We start from the raw sequence: 14,940 nt of genomic DNA on the forward strand, positions 1-14,940 counted from the left end.
ATCTGTTTCCTTTGAAATCTATAATAGAATTTTTAAGAATTATACCCAAAATTCTATTTGAGTTGTGGTAAATGCCACCCTTTATTATAAGCTATTAATCTTAACAGCAATGCTAAAATGAACACTATTGTTAATGAAAAGATATTAACATAATGGATAAGATTCAATCCATAAATAACAAATCCCACCAAAATAGAGACCGTGCCATAGAGTTCACTTGTCAATACAAAAGGGATTTTATTGAGTAACATATCCCGCATGACACCACCGCCGGTTGCCGTAATAACGCTCAATAGTGCAATTCCAAAGATATTAAAATCAGCATGAATGCCAACCAATGATCCAGAAATAGAAAACGAAATCAATCCAATAGAATCGCTCAAGATAAAATATTTACTTTTTTCAATTTGGTTTTTTTTATGAAGTTTCAATGCTATGCTCAAAGCAAGCACAATCAAAACAATAGTAAGAGGATAATAATTCACAAATACAAACGGCACTTTTGATGCAATCACATCCCGAATGACGCCACCACCGAGTGCAGTCAAAAAAGCGGCGATAAAAATACCCAGCAAATCAAGTCGATCACGAGTCGCAACATAAAAGCCACTCAGCGCGAAGGAAATCATCCCTATAAAATCAGCAAAATCTAGCAAAAATGTGTTGGTTATCATGATGGCATTTTACTATATTATTTATTAACACATTATTATGGGGATTTTTATGCAAAAAGGCAAGAGAAGCGTATGAGATGATACTTTTTTGTATCACCTCATATATCGTTTAGAAACTGATGTTGTTATAATCAGCGTTGATTAATTTTTTGGCTACCAATGGTGGTTTTGCAATGGTGATACCTGGGAGTAAAACCGATGCATCTTTACCTGCATTTGGGAGATATAAAGGACATAGTGCCACATGAGCACCTGCTTTAATCAAACCTTTTAGCGCCATTTTTGGGGAGACTGCTTTAGCACCGCCAGGTCGTTTGACCAGCGCACTCTTTTCCCCTTTTACGGCCAAAGCACCAGCAGGTCCACATAAAGTGATAGTAACCTCTTTTTGATGCTTTTTCAATGTCATTGTCGCCAAAACCATACCCATCATTTGGGTTTGAGCATCGGGAGATGTCATGATAATATTTAAACCTTTGAGGTTTTGAGCATTTAACAGTGCTGGAATCGCCAAAGCGACAACAACAAAACTTTTCATCAACAATTGTTTCATAGTGACTCCTTATATAATAATTCACTATTATAACAAATATATTCTTAAATAATTAAATAGCCACGATTTTATCATTTTATAGTTTTTGCACTAACTGGGCAACAGCGTGATATGGGTGATTTCTGCACTCGCTCCCAAACGCATCGGAGGACCCCAAAAACCCGTCCCTTTGTTCACATAAATCTGCAACCTTTCATCATGCTGATGCAATCCACTGATATAAGGCTGTGCCAATGCTACCAAATATTTAAAAGGATAAATCTGTCCGCCATGCGTGTGACCACTGAGCATCAAATCAACCCCTTTTTTGACTTCAGAAATATATTTTGGTTGGTGTGCTAAAAGCACTGTTGGTGCTTGTTTTACATTTTGAAGTGCTTTGTTTAAATCAGGCTCATGATGCCCCACGCGATAACCAAAAAGGTCATAAACACCTGCTAGATTAAACCCTGCTCCTCTCGCTCCTATATAAATATTTTCATTTTCTAAAACCTTGATGCCAAGAGATCTCACCGCACTTAATATCTCAGAAACACCATGAAAATATTCATGATTTCCCACGATATAATAGGTGCCAAATCGCGATTTTAACTTTGTCAGCTCCAGCAAAACTGTTTTTGAAAATGAGACTTTGGTATCCAGTAAGTCTCCTGTGATGACGACTAAATCCGCATCAATTTTATTGACGTTATTGACGATATTCTTCACAAAATGCCCATCAATCAACCCACCGATATGCAAATCACTGATTTGGGCTATTGTATAGGGTTGTTTAAGATTTTTGATCTTAATATCTACTTGCTCTGTCGTGATTACTTTCGCATTATACATCGCACGGGCACTCAAACCACTGGCTAAAAATACCGAAGAGAGATCCAATGATTTTTTAAAAAAACTCCTTCTTGAATCTGAAAGTGGCACGCGTGACAAGAGCAATCTAGACCCATCATAAATCACCGTAGTACAAAACATCAAAAACAATACCCCAATAGGCAAAGACAACAAAAAGTAAAGCCAACTGGGAATACTGACAAAATAACGCGCGATGATATAACCAAAAATTCCAAGTAAATTGAACAACAAAAAGAGCTTTAAATAGCGCTTTGTACTATTTTTAAAATCCAATTTACAAATCAGGCGCCTATAAATATAAATATTCAATAAAACAAATACTGCCAAAAAAATTACAACAAAAAATTTCATTTTAGACCTTTAGACGTGATTATATCTCATTTGTATTAATAATTTTTTTTAAACCGCATATTATCTACATGACATTTAATTATTCTATATATTATATTTATATTAATTAAAATAGATAATTATAGTTTTTATTATATAGAAAGTACGATAGCGCTAATCTTTTATCAAGAAAATGAAAGTTGGAGTACCTATGTTAAATATTTTGATTTTGCTCATAGCGTTATCGCTATTGTTGGCATTGATTCGGTTTTTAAAAGGTCCGACCCTCGTAGATCGTGTGGTGGCTTTTGATTCTATGAGTGTCATCACCGCCGCAATGCTGGTGGTTTTGTCCTTTTATTTCAAGAAAAGTTTGTACCTAGACGTTGCCTTTGTTTTTGGTTTGATTGGCTTTGTGGGTACGGTAGTCTTTGCTAAATTTTTAGATAAGGAGATTTGATGCTTAGTATTATAGGTTATATCCTCGGCTCTCTTGGCGTCATTTTGTTTTTTATTAGTGGTATTGGATTACTTCGCATGCCAGATACCTTAACGAGAATGCAAGCAGCAACAAAAGCATCGACCTTGGGTTCTCTTTTAGTTATTTTGTGTATTGCTTGTTTGATGCCGCAATGGGCATTTAAACTGATAGTTCTTGCGATATTTATCATGATAACCAATCCCATATCCTCTTCCCTACTCGCACGTACTACTTATAGAAGATTTTACAAGGACCTCTACAACACCAGTGGTGTTGATGCCCTAAAAGGAGAAGAAAAATGATAGGAATATTGATTACTTTTGTATTTTTATCCATTATTTCAGTTGCTTTGTATGCAATTTTAAGCCAAGATATCACGCAATCTGTGATGTTGTTTATGGCGGTAGGTTTGGGTTGTGTTGTGTTATTTTTCATCTTTCAAGCACCCGATGTCGCACTCACAGAAGCGGTTATTGGAACCGGTCTTAGTACCGCAGTATTATTGCTTGGCATCAGGCATACTTCTACCAATGAACAAGAAGGTGAATCATGAATATCAAAAAAGAGTTTAAACTCAAACATATCGTGCTCTCCTTGCTCTCTTCTGCTTTGATGCTCTCCATTGTTGGATTATTGATGCACATCAAACCCAATAGCCACAAAAGTGTCGGAGAAATCATCTTATCACTAAACCTTCAAACCGCCACAGCAAACGCCGTCACTTCAGTCGTGACCTTTTTTAGGGGTGTGGATACATTAGGAGAAGTCACGGTACTTTTCTTGGCGACTACGGGTATTGCTTTGATGCTCTCTTCTTCGCAAAGAGTTCATGAAAAAGTACTCACACAACATAATTTTATATTGAGTACGGGCAGTAAGTTACTACTCAATGTCATCGTATTATTTGGCGTCTATGTCATCATCCACGGACATCTCAGTCCCGGAGGTGGATTTCAAGGCGGGGTGATCATAGCCACAGCATTTTTGTTGCTATTTCTTGCCAATCCAAACATGCACCTCAAACACTCCATCCTCACTTTTGGTGAATCTATCAGTGGGGTGGCCTATGTTTTAGTGGCACTGTATTCACTGTTTAAAATCAATATCCTTTTGGGAAATTTTCTTCCCCATCCAATCGATCAGATAGGCACCCTCTTTAGTGGTGGTATTATCCCTATCATTTACATCATCGTCGGGATTAAAGTCGGCAGTGAGATGAGTGTGATTGTCGAATATTTCATAAAAGAAGAAACACAATACGAGGTGCCACATGCTTGATTTTTTTAATTCAAATGAAACGATTCATTTCATTATCACCATAGGGTCTATGGCCTTGTTTGCGATTGGTTTGTATGGTGTTTTCACACAAAAAAACTTGGTCAAAGTGCTCATATCCTTTGACATCATGGAGAGCGCACTTTTTATCTTTTTCATCGGGTTGCACTATGATTTTGGAAAAGTAGCTCCGATTGTCGATGGCAATCTCAAAACCTTTACCAATATGGTCGACCCCGTACCCCAAGCGATGATTCTTACGACCATCGTCATCGGTTTGGCCATTTTAGCGCTTGGATTATCATTTGGTATTCAGTACTTTAGATTAACCGGTATCAATGATATATCAAAAATGAATGAATTGAGGGATTAACATGAGTTTAGGTTATTATTTTTTATTACCGGTAATTTTTTCATTTCTTGTTCCATTTTTCAAGAAATTTGGATCTTTTAGCCTGAGGAGCAGTGCCATTGTCTTGCATGTGATACTCTTTGTTCAAACACTGTTTTACATGAAGACAACACTACCGCAAATATCACAATTTTCTGTGGCTCCTCCTATCGGTATCGCTTTTATTTTAGATAATTTTTCGCTTTTATTTTTACTCATCTTTACCTTTTCAGGTGTGATTGTGTCCCTTTATATGTTTTCATATTTCAAGACACATGAAAGTAAAAATGAGACCCGATTTTATGTCTTTTTCAATATGCTCATAGCCGGAAGTATCGGTTTGATACTGAGCTGTGATATTTTTAATGTTTACATTTTCTTTGAGATCACGGGTATCAGCTCTTATGCCCTAGCTGCTTACAATAAAGACAAAAAAGGCTTGGAAGGTGGCATCAAATACCTCATCATTGGCTCCATTGCTTCAGTATTTATCGTGTTTGCCATCATGCTGATTTATCTACAAATCGGTACGGTAAATATCGGCTTGATTGCACAAAGATACACAGAAATCAATCCACAGATTGCCATGCTCATTGCCTTGATGCTTTTTATTGGTTTTGGAACCAAAGCTGAACTTTTTCCGATGAACTTTTGGGCTCCGGATATCTATCAGGGAAGTAGTTCTCATGTCAATGCGCTTTTTAGTTCTGTGGTAGCCAAAGCTTATATGTTTGTCTTTTTCCATCTCTTTTATCTGTTGGGATTGAACAGCAAATATACGATTTTTGTCATGGCTATCGGAGCGGTGACCTTTTTCATATCCGAATTCACAGCACTCAATCAAAAAGATATCAAAAGACTCTTAGCCTATTCAACACTAGGACAAATTGGTATTTTATTTTTTGCATTGGCATCACATTCGAGTGAGACGATATCTGGAGCCTTGTTTCAGCTCACCAGTCACTCCCTATCAAAATTGATGATATTTTTAGCATTGGGAATTATCATAAGCAAATTAAAAAATTCAAAAATCACAATAGTCGGTGATTTTAAATCATCATTTTTAGCTTTGATTCTGATTATTGGATTTTTATCAATTCTAGGCATCCCACCATTTAGTGGTTTTGTGGGCAAGATACTCATCCTTAAAGGTTTCGCGCTAGCACATAATTATATTGCCATTGCCTTCATCCTACTTGTCTCTTTGGTTGAAGCGGTCTATTTTTTCCGATTGATTGCGTTGATGTTAGATAAAAAAAGAACGAAAACAACCGTGCCGATTGGATTTTTAAATTATGCCATCTTGTCATTTTGCGCTTTTCTCATCATCCTTTTTGGGATAGCGCCTTCGTTATTAATCCATTATACAGATTTAGCCACCCATGCACTCTTGCATGCGGGTAGCTACTTACATTATGCACTAGGAGTGGGGCTATGAATCCTATATTTTTACTCTTAAATTTACTTCCAATACTGTTTTTATACCAATTAGGTGGCGATTTTCATATGAGCGTGCCACTCAGCCAAGAGTTTACACTCAGCTTGGTACAAACCCATATAGGTACCTTTTTTGCATATTTAAGTTTGGGTTCTTTTCTTTTGGTCACCATTGCTCAAAAAACAAAACATTTATCTTGGAGTTATTATGTGCTTCAATTTGTGCTTTCAATCGCGATGTTCGTCATCGTCTTTGCTGGTGATTTTATCACCTTTTTTATTGGCTGGGAAGTGATGACATGGAGTAGTTATTTTCTCATATCAAAATCCTTGAATGCCGATATGAAATCATTGCAAAAATACATACTCTTCTCTCTGGGCTCTGCATTTTTCTTGATTGCCGGTATGGTCATCACTTACGCCTTTACCAACACTTTTGATTTTGCAACCATAGCAAGCACATTTCAATTTATCCCTTTTTCTATCAAAGTCACCCTTGTCGTGCTTTTTTCACTGAGCTTTTTTATCAAAGCAGGTGTTATTGGCTTGCATTATTGGGTTGTCGATACGTATTCAAAAGCGCCGGATTTATTTAGTGCTATTTTATCAGCGGTCATGTCCAAGATGGGAATTTATGGGTTGTTTTTGATTTATGGCAATATCGTAGGATTTTATGAATTAAAAGAGATGTTTGGAAGTGTACTTCATGGCAGTAGCTTTGGTTATGTTCTGGCTTGGATTGGGGTCATCACCTCTATCATCGCAACATTCAAAGCCATCACACAAGATGAGGTCAAAAGACTCTTGGCTTACTCTTCCATCGCACAACTGGGCTATATCGTCGCGGTGATTGGATTGGGGACCTCATTTGGTGTCGCGGGGGCCTTGTATCACACGGTAATACATACTATTATCAAATTGTTACTCTTCATCAATGTTGCCGCTATTGTAGCACAAAGTGGAAAAAATAAATTTAGCGAATTGGGTGGATTGATTTATAAAACTCCCCTCTCCTTTGTGATGCTACTAATCGGTATCATTTCACTAGCAGGAATGCCACCACTGGGTGGATTTGCTTCCAAATTTATGATGTATAATGCATTAATCGACACAAAATTTGCGCTCGTTTTAGTCGCCATGTTATTCTCCGGAGCCGCATCATTTTTGTATTGCTACAAATTGGTTTACGGTATTTATCTCGGACATCCCAATTCTAAAAATTTAGAAAAACAAAAAGAAGTGCCTCTGACGTATCTTATCCCACAAATCATCTTGGCACTCGCACTAATCGGACTGGGTGCCTTTCCTGGAGCTTTTGTTACTGTCATCAATCCGATATTAAAAGAGTTATTACTAGCCCCAATCCCATACAGTGGTCTGGGTGTGATGCAAAGTGTGGTAGGAAACTTCAACGGCTTCTTTGTTATCAGTGCTTTTGTCATCATTTTTTTAGTTATCTTACTCTTGATGTTTCGCATCAAATCAAAAGCAAAAAACAATCTCAACCGCTTTGATATCAGCTATTGTGGTGAGGTGCCGGATAAAAATACATCCTTGCATTACGGATATGGGATGGGCAGTGAGTTGCATCGCATCAAATTTGTCAATGCCATACTCAAAAGAAGCACCTCTAATTTTTATGAGTCCTTAGCCCAACAGACAAAAAAAGCATCCCAACTCACTAGTAGGATGTATTATGGTAATATCCACAATACGGCCATCATCATCTTACTATTTTTTAGTGCATTATATTTTATAGGAGTCAACTCATGATTTTACAAATATTAGAACTTATCGTGATCGCCTATGTGGTCGGCTTTATATATTTTGGTACCTATAGGAATATTACCGCAAGAATACAAGGTAGATACGGTCCGACCATTTATCAATCTTTCTTTGACAGTATCAAACTTTTTTCAAAAAAAAGCTCGGCTTCGTTTGGCTGGATGTTTTATCTCGGACCTATTATCATGGCAACAGGAGCGGTAATGACATTGATGTTTATACCTCTTTTTAATGATAGTGATTTTCTCAGAAGTGTCACCGTACAGGGAAATCTATTTTTACTCTTGTATTTGATGGTACTGGGACCTTTGGGAAATGCACTGGCTGTTGGCACCGGAGGCAATCCGTTTGGTGTGATGGGCGTAACTCGAGGTTTGAGCCGTCTTTTTGGCTTGGAGTTGCCTTTTTATATCGCCATCGTGGGACTGATTATTGCTTCAAATAGTGCTGATATTGTGCATATCATGGATTTGCAAAAAATCAATGGCTTAAATATTTGGAATCATCCATTTTTATTTATAGCTGCGATGATTTCGATGGTCGGTTTTTTTGGAGAGTCTCCTTTTGATATACCAGGAGCCCCCCAAGAGGTCTATTCAGGGCCAAGAACAGAATTTAGCGGCAAGTTTCTAGCGCTACTCATGAGTCAAGGTTCCTTATTTGCATTCGCAAAATTGGTACTGGTTACTGACCTATTTTTAGGAGGTGCCGATTCTCTTGGAATGTTACTACTCAAAACATTTGCGATTTTTATAACGCTCATATTTATCGGTATCGTATATGGGAGATATAAAGTCTCACAAGCGGTTGATTTTTTGATGAAGATACCTACACTAATCGGGCTAATAGGCCTTGTTAGAATCATTTGGTTTGGATAAAGGAGATAAGATGGAAATAGGATTTCATGGTCATGAATTTGATAAAGCAGAGAGAAACACCCAAACATTGATAGAAAAAACCATCAATTGGTTCCGAAGTAAGAGTATTTTTGTTGTAGCCTATGGTACGGGTTGTGGTGCGATTGAAATGCCACCCACTTTTACCAGCCGATATGATGCAGAACGTGGTGGTGTCGTCGGTGTTGCCACGCCAAGACAAGCCGATGTGATTATCGTATCGGGTTACCTTGCTTATAAAACACTCCGAAGGGTCATCCGAACCTATGAACAAATGCAAAGTCCTAAATATGTTATTGGTTTAGGCAGTTGTGCCATCAATGGCGGGATGTACTGGGATTCGTATAACACGATTAAAAAATTAGATGATTATATCCCTGTTGATATGCTTGTCAATGGTTGTATGCCTCGCCCTGAAGCACTTTTGGAGGGATTTGCCAAATTGCAAGAGCGCATCAGAAACGGCGAACAAGGGGGCTGGGAAAAATATGAAAAAAATCTTGAATTTTATAAAAAAAATCAGAAAAAAGTACTCGGTGAGAATATTGACCCCTCCTATGAAGCAGACTGGTATATGTTGAAACAAGGGGCAACGCTATGAGTGATATCTTGACAAAATTGCAAGGTCTTTCTATGGAGGTCACTCAAAAAAATGAAAGACTTTATAAACTCATGGTGGATGCTCATGATATCATGAGCACTTTATTGAAACTCTTAAATGAATATGACTATATAACCCTTGATTCTATCAATTGCAGGGATGATTTAGAAGAAGGATATTTTACAATCACATATTGTCTCCTCAAAAAGACAAGAGATCACGTTCTCATGGTCCAAACCAGCATCAATAGAGAGAACGCTTCCTTGCCTACCTTACATAAAATTTGGCCACAAGCTGAGATATTGGAGCGAGAACTTCATGAATTTTTTGGCATCGATTTTCCCGGACACCCAACTCTCATCGATTTTGCATTGGAGGGGTGGAATCAACTGCCACCGCTTAGAAGAGATTTCGATACCTTGGAATTTGTCAATTCGCTTGATCCATTTCGTGGACAAAGAGATGATAATCTTGATGTCAAAGTAGAGATGAAAAAAAGACGTGAAGAGAAAAAGGCACAAAAATTAAAAGAAGCACAAGAAGCTGCTAAAAACGAAGAGGTACCCTCACATGAGTCTTGATAAACAAAAAATTATTACTATTTTTCATGGACCTCAACATCCTGGTATCACAGGAAATATGAGTGTTGAACTTGATTTAATTGGAGAAACCATACAAAGAGCACAAACCCATGTCGGCTATCTTCACAGAGGGTTTGAAAAATTGGTCGAGCGCCGCACTATCGTACAAGGCTTTACGATTGTCTGTCGTATCTGTGTTCCCGAACCCGATCCCAATGAAGAAAACTACGCACGAGCGGTAGAGGGATTGAGTGGACTAGAAATCAGTGATAAGGCCGCATGGATTAGAACCATGGTCTTAGAGATGGCAAGATTGGCTAACTTTTTCCTATGGATGGGAGGACAAGCTGGGTCAATCGGACTGGGTCTAATACCGCAATGGTCGGTCTGTGACAGAGACTATATGTTAGATTTATTTGAAGAATTAACCGGTGGTAGAGTCTATCATATGTATGCATTCCCCGGTGGTGTCAGAAGAGACTTGCCTGCGGGATTTCTAGAAAAACTAGAAGCGCTATTACGGTATTATGAAGAGCGAATCGAAGTTTATAATAATACATTTTTTGATAATGTCATGTTTAAAACTCGCGCCATCGGTGTGGGAATTGTCACCAAAGAAGACGTGCTAAAAAATGCCTATGTCGGTCAAGTCATGAGAGGCTGTGGCATCAAACGAGATGTGAGAAAAGATATGCCCTACTTGATGTATGACCAATTGGATTTTGATATACCAACACAAAGTGATGGTGATGTCTACGCACGGGCATTGGTACGTCGCGATGAAGCACTGCAATCTATCAAAATTTTGAGACAAATCATCCAACAAATGCCAAAAGAAGGCGAGATTTTACAAAAAATTCCAAAACATCGAAAATTTGTCTTACCCAAAGATGATATTTATGTACAAACCGAGACCTCACGAGGTGCCATGTCATATTATATGGCCGGAGATGGTACTGAAAAGATTCGAAGAATGCAAGTACGGGGTCCCTCTTTGATTCATGGGTTTACACTACTTGAAAAATTACTCGTCGGCTCAGAATTATCTGATGTCGCGATGACGATGAACTCGTTGGGCATTTGTCCTCCAGAGATTGAACGATAAGGAGAAAAAAATGGCAATTGATATTAAAGGGGTTTTATCACCACTTAGCGCGATTGGCACACTGTTTAAACACCCCAATACCCTCACCTATCCTGAAACAAAAAGAGAGATTCCAAAAGGATACAGAGGTTTTCATATTAATGATTTAGAGGCATGTATTGGTTGTGCAAACTGTCAAGATGTTTGTATGAATGAAGCCATTGATATGATTCATGATGACAATCCTCACAATCCCAAAAATACAAGTGGATGTATTCCAAGGATTGATTATGGACGATGTTGTTGGTGCTCACTGTGTACTGATGTTTGCCCGCCCCATTCGCTAAAACTCGACAATGAGTGTATCTATGCAGATGCTGATCCGGACAACTTTCTTTTTATGCCAAAGAACAAAAAGGATATATCATGAGACTCATTTTTTGGACCGTGTTTTTATTTATCATTTGGGTAGCACTCACGATGAGTTTCAGCAATCAAGAACTCATCACAGGGTTTGTGGTATCCTTCATCCTGGCTTTACTGTATGTTAGAAATTATAAAAGCCTAGATACCTTTAGATTTCAACCGATTATGTACCTCTCTTATCTGGTTGTTTTTCTCAAAAATCTTGTCTTATCCAACATTGATGTCGCAAGACGGGTTATTGACCCAAAGCTTCCTATCAATCCGGGTATTGTCGCGATTAAAACGGCACTGCAAGAGGATTATAAAAAACTCATCTTAGCCAATAGCATCACCCTCACACCCGGCACCATCACACTCGATGTCCAAGAAGATACTCTCTATATTCATTGGATTGATGTCCGTACTGCGGATATGAAAGAAGCCGGCGAAATCATCGCAGGAGATTTTGAGCACATTCTTCTCAAATAATACTGTCAAACACGCAGAGGCCTTAGTGCTTCTGCCCTTGTTCTTTATTCATGCGCTGTATCAATGAGAGACTCAGATTATTTTTAAAAATCTCACCATATTGGGTTTGCTGATCAATCATCACATAAGCTTGAAGTAAATCATGATCTAATTGTATCGCCCGTCTTAGTATTTGGAGGATTTCTGTCGCATCACTCGGATGCACATGAGCAGGGGCCTCTTTGCCATCGGTAAAATGTCGATGGATGCGTTCTACTAATTTTTTATTGCTTACTTCAATAATCACAGATTCTAACGGCGCTTTGAAAAAGATAACCCCATTTTTGATATTGATAGAAGTATAAATGGTATCCAAACCATAAACTTTTCTCGAAAAGGAGTCAAAAAAGTAGAGTTTTTTATTATAATTTTCATGAAAATTGTTATACATCAGATCTAAAATCAAAATCTTTTGCTCTTTTGTATAAAAATTACCAATGGGAGAAAAACAAAAAGAGAGTAAGGCTTTGATACTATACCATTCTACGGTCTGAAAAGAGTAAGAGAGCATCCGCTCCACTCTTTCTTGCTTAAAAACCTCAATTTCAGTGCTACTTTGTGTGCGATAGACTCGAGGGACGGTTGTATCCCGATACATAGGTCCTGGAAATTGTGAATGAATCACAAAGCGCTCTTTATCTTCATATTTGATGATATATTTCAATCCCCCCAAATATCCCTCATCGATGATTTTCACCTCTTCTTTGGGTACTTTTGTAAGCAAATCAAGAAAATCATCTCCTTGACAATCATCATCCCAGATGCTATTGGGATATCTAAAAAAGCTCGATATTCGTTCCAAAATCTCTTCATTGGGGCTTTTATGTGATAACTTATCAATCCAGGATGTCACGGTCCTTCTATCCTTGCCGACAATCACAGCAAACTTCGATATGCTAAGCTCTGACCTATTGTAAATATCGATAATTTTATCAATAACATTTTTTTTCATCGCACATACTCCATCATAAAAGTACTATGATTTATTTATTTGTATTATATTGTACAACTTTTGTACAAAAAATACAAATTATGACAATTATTGTAAATATGTCAAAATTATGTATTTCAAAATAGAAAACTGTACACGTCATTGCTTTTCTTTATGAGTATAATATAAATCTACAATTCAAAGAATCAAAAATAAGGAGAACTTATATGGGAAAAATTTATGATGACGTGTACCAGCACTCTATAAAAGACCCAGAGGACTTTTGGGCAGAGGCCGCTACAAAAGTTCACTGGTATCACCAATGGGATAAAGTTTTAGATGTCGTTGAGGGTCATTATAGATGGTTTGTCGGCGGATGTATGAACAGTTGCTACAATGCTCTGGATTTGCATATCCATAATGGAAGAGCCGATCAGCTTGCCCTTGTATTTGACTCTCCTGTCACCGATACGAAAAAGACCTATACTTATCGACAACTTAGAGATAGAGTGGCTAAGGTGGCAGGTATGCTTGTCAACAAAGGTGTCTACAAAGGCGACCGCGTCGTCATTTATATGCCGATGATTCCAGAAGCGGCCATCGCAATGTTGGCATGTGCTAGAATCGGAGCCATACACTCGGTTGTATTTGGCGGATTTGCCGCTCATGAGCTGGCTACCCGAATCGAAGATGCCAAACCTAAAGTTATCATGAGCGCGAGTTGTGGTATCGAAGTAAGTAAAATTATCAAATACAAACCCCTCCTAGATGAAGCCATCAAACAATCCAGCCACAAACCCAACGCCTGCCTTATCTGGCAAAGACCGCAAGAGCGTTGCAATCTTCTCCCCTGGAGAGATGTAGATTGGGCTGAAGAAGAAGAGAAAACCTCCCCAGTAGATTGTGTTCCTGTTGATGCTATTGATCCGCTTTATATCCTCTATACTTCAGGAACAACTGGCAAGCCAAAAGGTGTCATTCGTAGCAATGGTGGGCATTCGGTTGCACTAAAATGGTCTATGGATAATGTTTATAATGCAAAGCCTGGGGATGTTTTTTGGGCTGCTAGTGATGTGGGTTGGGTCGTCGGACACTCTTACATCGTCTATGCACCCCTCATGAATGGATGTACTACAATCATCTATGAAGGAAAACCGGTTAGAACTCCAAACCCTGGTGCTTTTTGGAGAGTTTGTGAAGAATACAAAGTCAATGTTCTCTTCTCAGCGCCAACCGCATTTAGAGCCATAAGGAAAGAAGACCCTGATGGTAAATGGGCTAAAAAATATGATTTAAAACATCTCAGAACGATTTTTATGGCAGGAGAGCGATGTGACTCTTCAACGCTTGAGTGGACTCAAAAAGTCACCGGCAAACCGGTAATCGATCACTGGTGGCAAACAGAGACAGGCTGGTCAATCGCGGCCAATCCAATAGGACTCGATCCGATGGAAGTCAAAGCCGGTTCTCCCACCAAAGCGATGCCAGGCTACAATCTTAAAGTGCTCGATGCCGATGGCAAAGAGTGCAAAGCAGGAAAACTCGGTAATCTTGTCATCAAATTACCACTGCCACCAAGTTGTCTCATGGGTATTTGGAATGATGATGTGCGTTATCAAAAATCCTATCTTGATTTTTACAAAGGATACTATCTCACGGGAGATTCAGGTTATATTGATAAAGATGGCTATGTCTGGGTCATGGGACGGATGGATGGCGTCATCAATGTCGCAGGACACCGACTCTCAACCGGAGAGATGGAAGAAGTCGTAGGAAAACATCCTGATGTGGCAGAGTGTGCTGTGATTGGAATCGATGATGAACTCAAAGGGGAAGTACCTATGGGCTTTGTCGTCTTAAAAGAAGGAATTGAGCGCGATCCTGAATCCCTGATAGATGGCGTCGTACAGCTCGTAAGAGAAGAGATTGGTGCGGTTGCCAGTTTTAAAATCGCGACCATTGTCAATAAATTGCCCAAAACAAGAAGTGGCAAAATTTTACGTGGCACCATGCGCAGTATGGCAGATGGCAAAGCGTGGAATATGCCCTCAACCATAGAAGACCAAAGTGTATTACCAGAGATAGAAGAAGCTATAAAAAAATTGGGCTATCCCAAAAAATAAACAATAAAAATTC

The 14,940-nt window shown here is 38.6% G+C and carries 18 protein-coding genes; 14 read left to right on the top strand and 4 right to left on the bottom strand.

The annotated features are described in order from the left end of the window. Positions 1 to 53: 53 nt before the first annotated feature. The 3 genes from SFB89_RS06515 to SFB89_RS06525 form a co-directional block, all read right to left on the bottom strand. Positions 54 to 674, bottom strand: coding sequence for a trimeric intracellular cation channel family protein (locus SFB89_RS06515; protein WP_331773876.1), 621 nt, complete (start codon positions 672 to 674; stop codon positions 54 to 56). Between the two features lie 109 nt (positions 675 to 783). Beyond that, positions 784 to 1,227 carry a hypothetical protein gene (locus tag SFB89_RS06520; protein ID WP_331773877.1) on the bottom strand — a complete coding sequence of 148 codons (444 nt, stop codon included), beginning with the start codon at positions 1,225 to 1,227 and terminating at the stop codon, positions 784 to 786. A 90-nt stretch (positions 1,228 to 1,317) separates the two neighbouring features. Further along, positions 1,318 to 2,307: a metallophosphoesterase gene (locus SFB89_RS06525; protein WP_331773878.1), complete on the bottom strand. Its 990-nt coding sequence runs from the start codon at positions 2,305 to 2,307 to the stop codon at positions 1,318 to 1,320. A 313-nt stretch (positions 2,308 to 2,620) separates the two neighbouring features. Here SFB89_RS06525 and SFB89_RS06530 point away from each other — a divergent pair, with 313 nt between their 5' ends. From SFB89_RS06530 to SFB89_RS06590, 13 genes are read left to right on the top strand one after another with little or no spacing between them, the layout of a single operon-like run. After that, the gene (locus SFB89_RS06530) at positions 2,621 to 2,869 is read left to right on the top strand and encodes a monovalent cation/H+ antiporter complex subunit F (protein WP_331773879.1); all 249 of its coding nucleotides are present in this window, start codon (positions 2,621 to 2,623) and stop codon (positions 2,867 to 2,869) included. Then, positions 2,869 to 3,192: a monovalent cation/H(+) antiporter subunit G gene (gene mnhG, locus SFB89_RS06535; protein ID WP_331773880.1), complete on the top strand. Its 324-nt coding sequence runs from the start codon at positions 2,869 to 2,871 to the stop codon at positions 3,190 to 3,192. Before SFB89_RS06530 ends, mnhG begins: the two co-directional genes overlap by 1 nt. After that, positions 3,189 to 3,443 carry a Na(+)/H(+) antiporter subunit B gene (locus SFB89_RS06540; RefSeq protein WP_331773881.1) on the top strand — a complete coding sequence of 85 codons (255 nt, stop codon included), beginning with the start codon at positions 3,189 to 3,191 and terminating at the stop codon, positions 3,441 to 3,443. Before mnhG ends, SFB89_RS06540 begins: the two co-directional genes overlap by 4 nt. After that, positions 3,440 to 4,168: an MnhB domain-containing protein gene (locus SFB89_RS06545; RefSeq protein WP_331773882.1), complete on the top strand. Its 729-nt coding sequence runs from the start codon at positions 3,440 to 3,442 to the stop codon at positions 4,166 to 4,168. The genes SFB89_RS06540 and SFB89_RS06545 overlap by 4 nt, the downstream gene beginning before the upstream one ends. Then, on the top strand, positions 4,161 to 4,538 hold the full coding sequence (locus SFB89_RS06550; RefSeq protein ID WP_331773883.1) for a sodium:proton antiporter: 378 nt from the start codon (positions 4,161 to 4,163) through the stop codon (positions 4,536 to 4,538). The genes SFB89_RS06545 and SFB89_RS06550 overlap by 8 nt, the downstream gene beginning before the upstream one ends. Position 4,539: 1 nt before the next feature. Continuing rightward, positions 4,540 to 5,994, top strand: a complete 1,455-nt coding sequence (locus SFB89_RS06555) for a complex I subunit 5 family protein (protein WP_331773884.1) — start codon at positions 4,540 to 4,542, stop codon at positions 5,992 to 5,994. Continuing rightward, on the top strand, positions 5,991 to 7,766 hold the full coding sequence (locus SFB89_RS06560; protein ID WP_331773885.1) for a proton-conducting transporter transmembrane domain-containing protein: 1,776 nt from the start codon (positions 5,991 to 5,993) through the stop codon (positions 7,764 to 7,766). Before SFB89_RS06555 ends, SFB89_RS06560 begins: the two co-directional genes overlap by 4 nt. Next, positions 7,763 to 8,656, top strand: a complete 894-nt coding sequence (locus SFB89_RS06565; RefSeq protein ID WP_331773886.1) for a respiratory chain complex I subunit 1 family protein — start codon at positions 7,763 to 7,765, stop codon at positions 8,654 to 8,656. The genes SFB89_RS06560 and SFB89_RS06565 overlap by 4 nt, the downstream gene beginning before the upstream one ends. Positions 8,657 to 8,666: 10 nt before the next feature. After that, positions 8,667 to 9,275: an NADH-quinone oxidoreductase subunit B gene (locus SFB89_RS06570; protein WP_331773887.1), complete on the top strand. Its 609-nt coding sequence runs from the start codon at positions 8,667 to 8,669 to the stop codon at positions 9,273 to 9,275. Continuing rightward, on the top strand, positions 9,272 to 9,856 hold the full coding sequence (locus SFB89_RS06575) for an NADH-quinone oxidoreductase subunit C (RefSeq protein WP_331773888.1): 585 nt from the start codon (positions 9,272 to 9,274) through the stop codon (positions 9,854 to 9,856). Before SFB89_RS06570 ends, SFB89_RS06575 begins: the two co-directional genes overlap by 4 nt. After that, positions 9,846 to 10,961, top strand: a complete 1,116-nt coding sequence (locus SFB89_RS06580; protein WP_331773889.1) for an NADH-quinone oxidoreductase subunit D — start codon at positions 9,846 to 9,848, stop codon at positions 10,959 to 10,961. Before SFB89_RS06575 ends, SFB89_RS06580 begins: the two co-directional genes overlap by 11 nt. Before the next feature lie 10 nt (positions 10,962 to 10,971). Beyond that, complete coding sequence (locus SFB89_RS06585) at positions 10,972 to 11,370, top strand: hypothetical protein (protein ID WP_331773890.1); 399 nt, start codon at positions 10,972 to 10,974, stop codon at positions 11,368 to 11,370. Then, on the top strand, positions 11,367 to 11,834 hold the full coding sequence (locus SFB89_RS06590; protein WP_331773891.1) for a Na+/H+ antiporter subunit E: 468 nt from the start codon (positions 11,367 to 11,369) through the stop codon (positions 11,832 to 11,834). Before SFB89_RS06585 ends, SFB89_RS06590 begins: the two co-directional genes overlap by 4 nt. Positions 11,835 to 11,856: 22 nt before the next feature. Here the strand turns inward: SFB89_RS06590 and SFB89_RS06595 are convergent, their stop codons facing one another. After that, on the bottom strand, positions 11,857 to 12,825 hold the full coding sequence (locus SFB89_RS06595; RefSeq protein ID WP_331773892.1) for a hypothetical protein: 969 nt from the start codon (positions 12,823 to 12,825) through the stop codon (positions 11,857 to 11,859). A 206-nt stretch (positions 12,826 to 13,031) separates the two neighbouring features. On the opposite strand from SFB89_RS06595, the gene SFB89_RS06600 reads away from it, so the two are divergent. After that, complete coding sequence (locus SFB89_RS06600; RefSeq protein ID WP_331773893.1) at positions 13,032 to 14,927, top strand: propionyl-CoA synthetase; 1,896 nt, start codon at positions 13,032 to 13,034, stop codon at positions 14,925 to 14,927. Positions 14,928 to 14,940: the final 13 nt, after the last annotated feature.

Source organism: Sulfurospirillum sp. 1612 (assembly GCF_036556685.1).
Classification (GTDB): Bacteria; Campylobacterota; Campylobacteria; order Campylobacterales; family Sulfurospirillaceae; genus JAADIZ01.

Excerpts from the sequence above, each read along its gene's own strand:
- SFB89_RS06515 (WP_331773876.1), bottom strand. The coding sequence starts at position 674 with ATGATAACCAACACATTTTTGCTAGATTTTGCTGATTTTATAGGGATG.
- SFB89_RS06520 (WP_331773877.1), bottom strand. The coding sequence starts at position 1,227 with ATGAAACAATTGTTGATGAAAAGTTTTGTTGTTGTCGCTTTGGCGATT.
- SFB89_RS06530 (WP_331773879.1), top strand. The coding sequence starts at position 2,621 with ATGTTAAATATTTTGATTTTGCTCATAGCGTTATCGCTATTGTTGGCA.
- mnhG (WP_331773880.1), top strand. The coding sequence starts at position 2,869 with ATGCTTAGTATTATAGGTTATATCCTCGGCTCTCTTGGCGTCATTTTG.
- SFB89_RS06540 (WP_331773881.1), top strand. The coding sequence starts at position 3,189 with ATGATAGGAATATTGATTACTTTTGTATTTTTATCCATTATTTCAGTT.
- SFB89_RS06545 (WP_331773882.1), top strand. The coding sequence starts at position 3,440 with ATGAATATCAAAAAAGAGTTTAAACTCAAACATATCGTGCTCTCCTTG.
- SFB89_RS06550 (WP_331773883.1), top strand. The coding sequence starts at position 4,161 with ATGCTTGATTTTTTTAATTCAAATGAAACGATTCATTTCATTATCACC.
- SFB89_RS06555 (WP_331773884.1), top strand. The coding sequence starts at position 4,540 with ATGAGTTTAGGTTATTATTTTTTATTACCGGTAATTTTTTCATTTCTT.
- SFB89_RS06560 (WP_331773885.1), top strand. The coding sequence starts at position 5,991 with ATGAATCCTATATTTTTACTCTTAAATTTACTTCCAATACTGTTTTTA.
- SFB89_RS06565 (WP_331773886.1), top strand. The coding sequence starts at position 7,763 with ATGATTTTACAAATATTAGAACTTATCGTGATCGCCTATGTGGTCGGC.
- SFB89_RS06570 (WP_331773887.1), top strand. The coding sequence starts at position 8,667 with ATGGAAATAGGATTTCATGGTCATGAATTTGATAAAGCAGAGAGAAAC.
- SFB89_RS06575 (WP_331773888.1), top strand. The coding sequence starts at position 9,272 with ATGAGTGATATCTTGACAAAATTGCAAGGTCTTTCTATGGAGGTCACT.
- SFB89_RS06580 (WP_331773889.1), top strand. The coding sequence starts at position 9,846 with ATGAGTCTTGATAAACAAAAAATTATTACTATTTTTCATGGACCTCAA.
- SFB89_RS06585 (WP_331773890.1), top strand. The coding sequence starts at position 10,972 with ATGGCAATTGATATTAAAGGGGTTTTATCACCACTTAGCGCGATTGGC.
- SFB89_RS06590 (WP_331773891.1), top strand. The coding sequence starts at position 11,367 with ATGAGACTCATTTTTTGGACCGTGTTTTTATTTATCATTTGGGTAGCA.
- SFB89_RS06595 (WP_331773892.1), bottom strand. The coding sequence starts at position 12,825 with ATGAAAAAAAATGTTATTGATAAAATTATCGATATTTACAATAGGTCA.
- SFB89_RS06600 (WP_331773893.1), top strand. The coding sequence starts at position 13,032 with ATGGGAAAAATTTATGATGACGTGTACCAGCACTCTATAAAAGACCCA.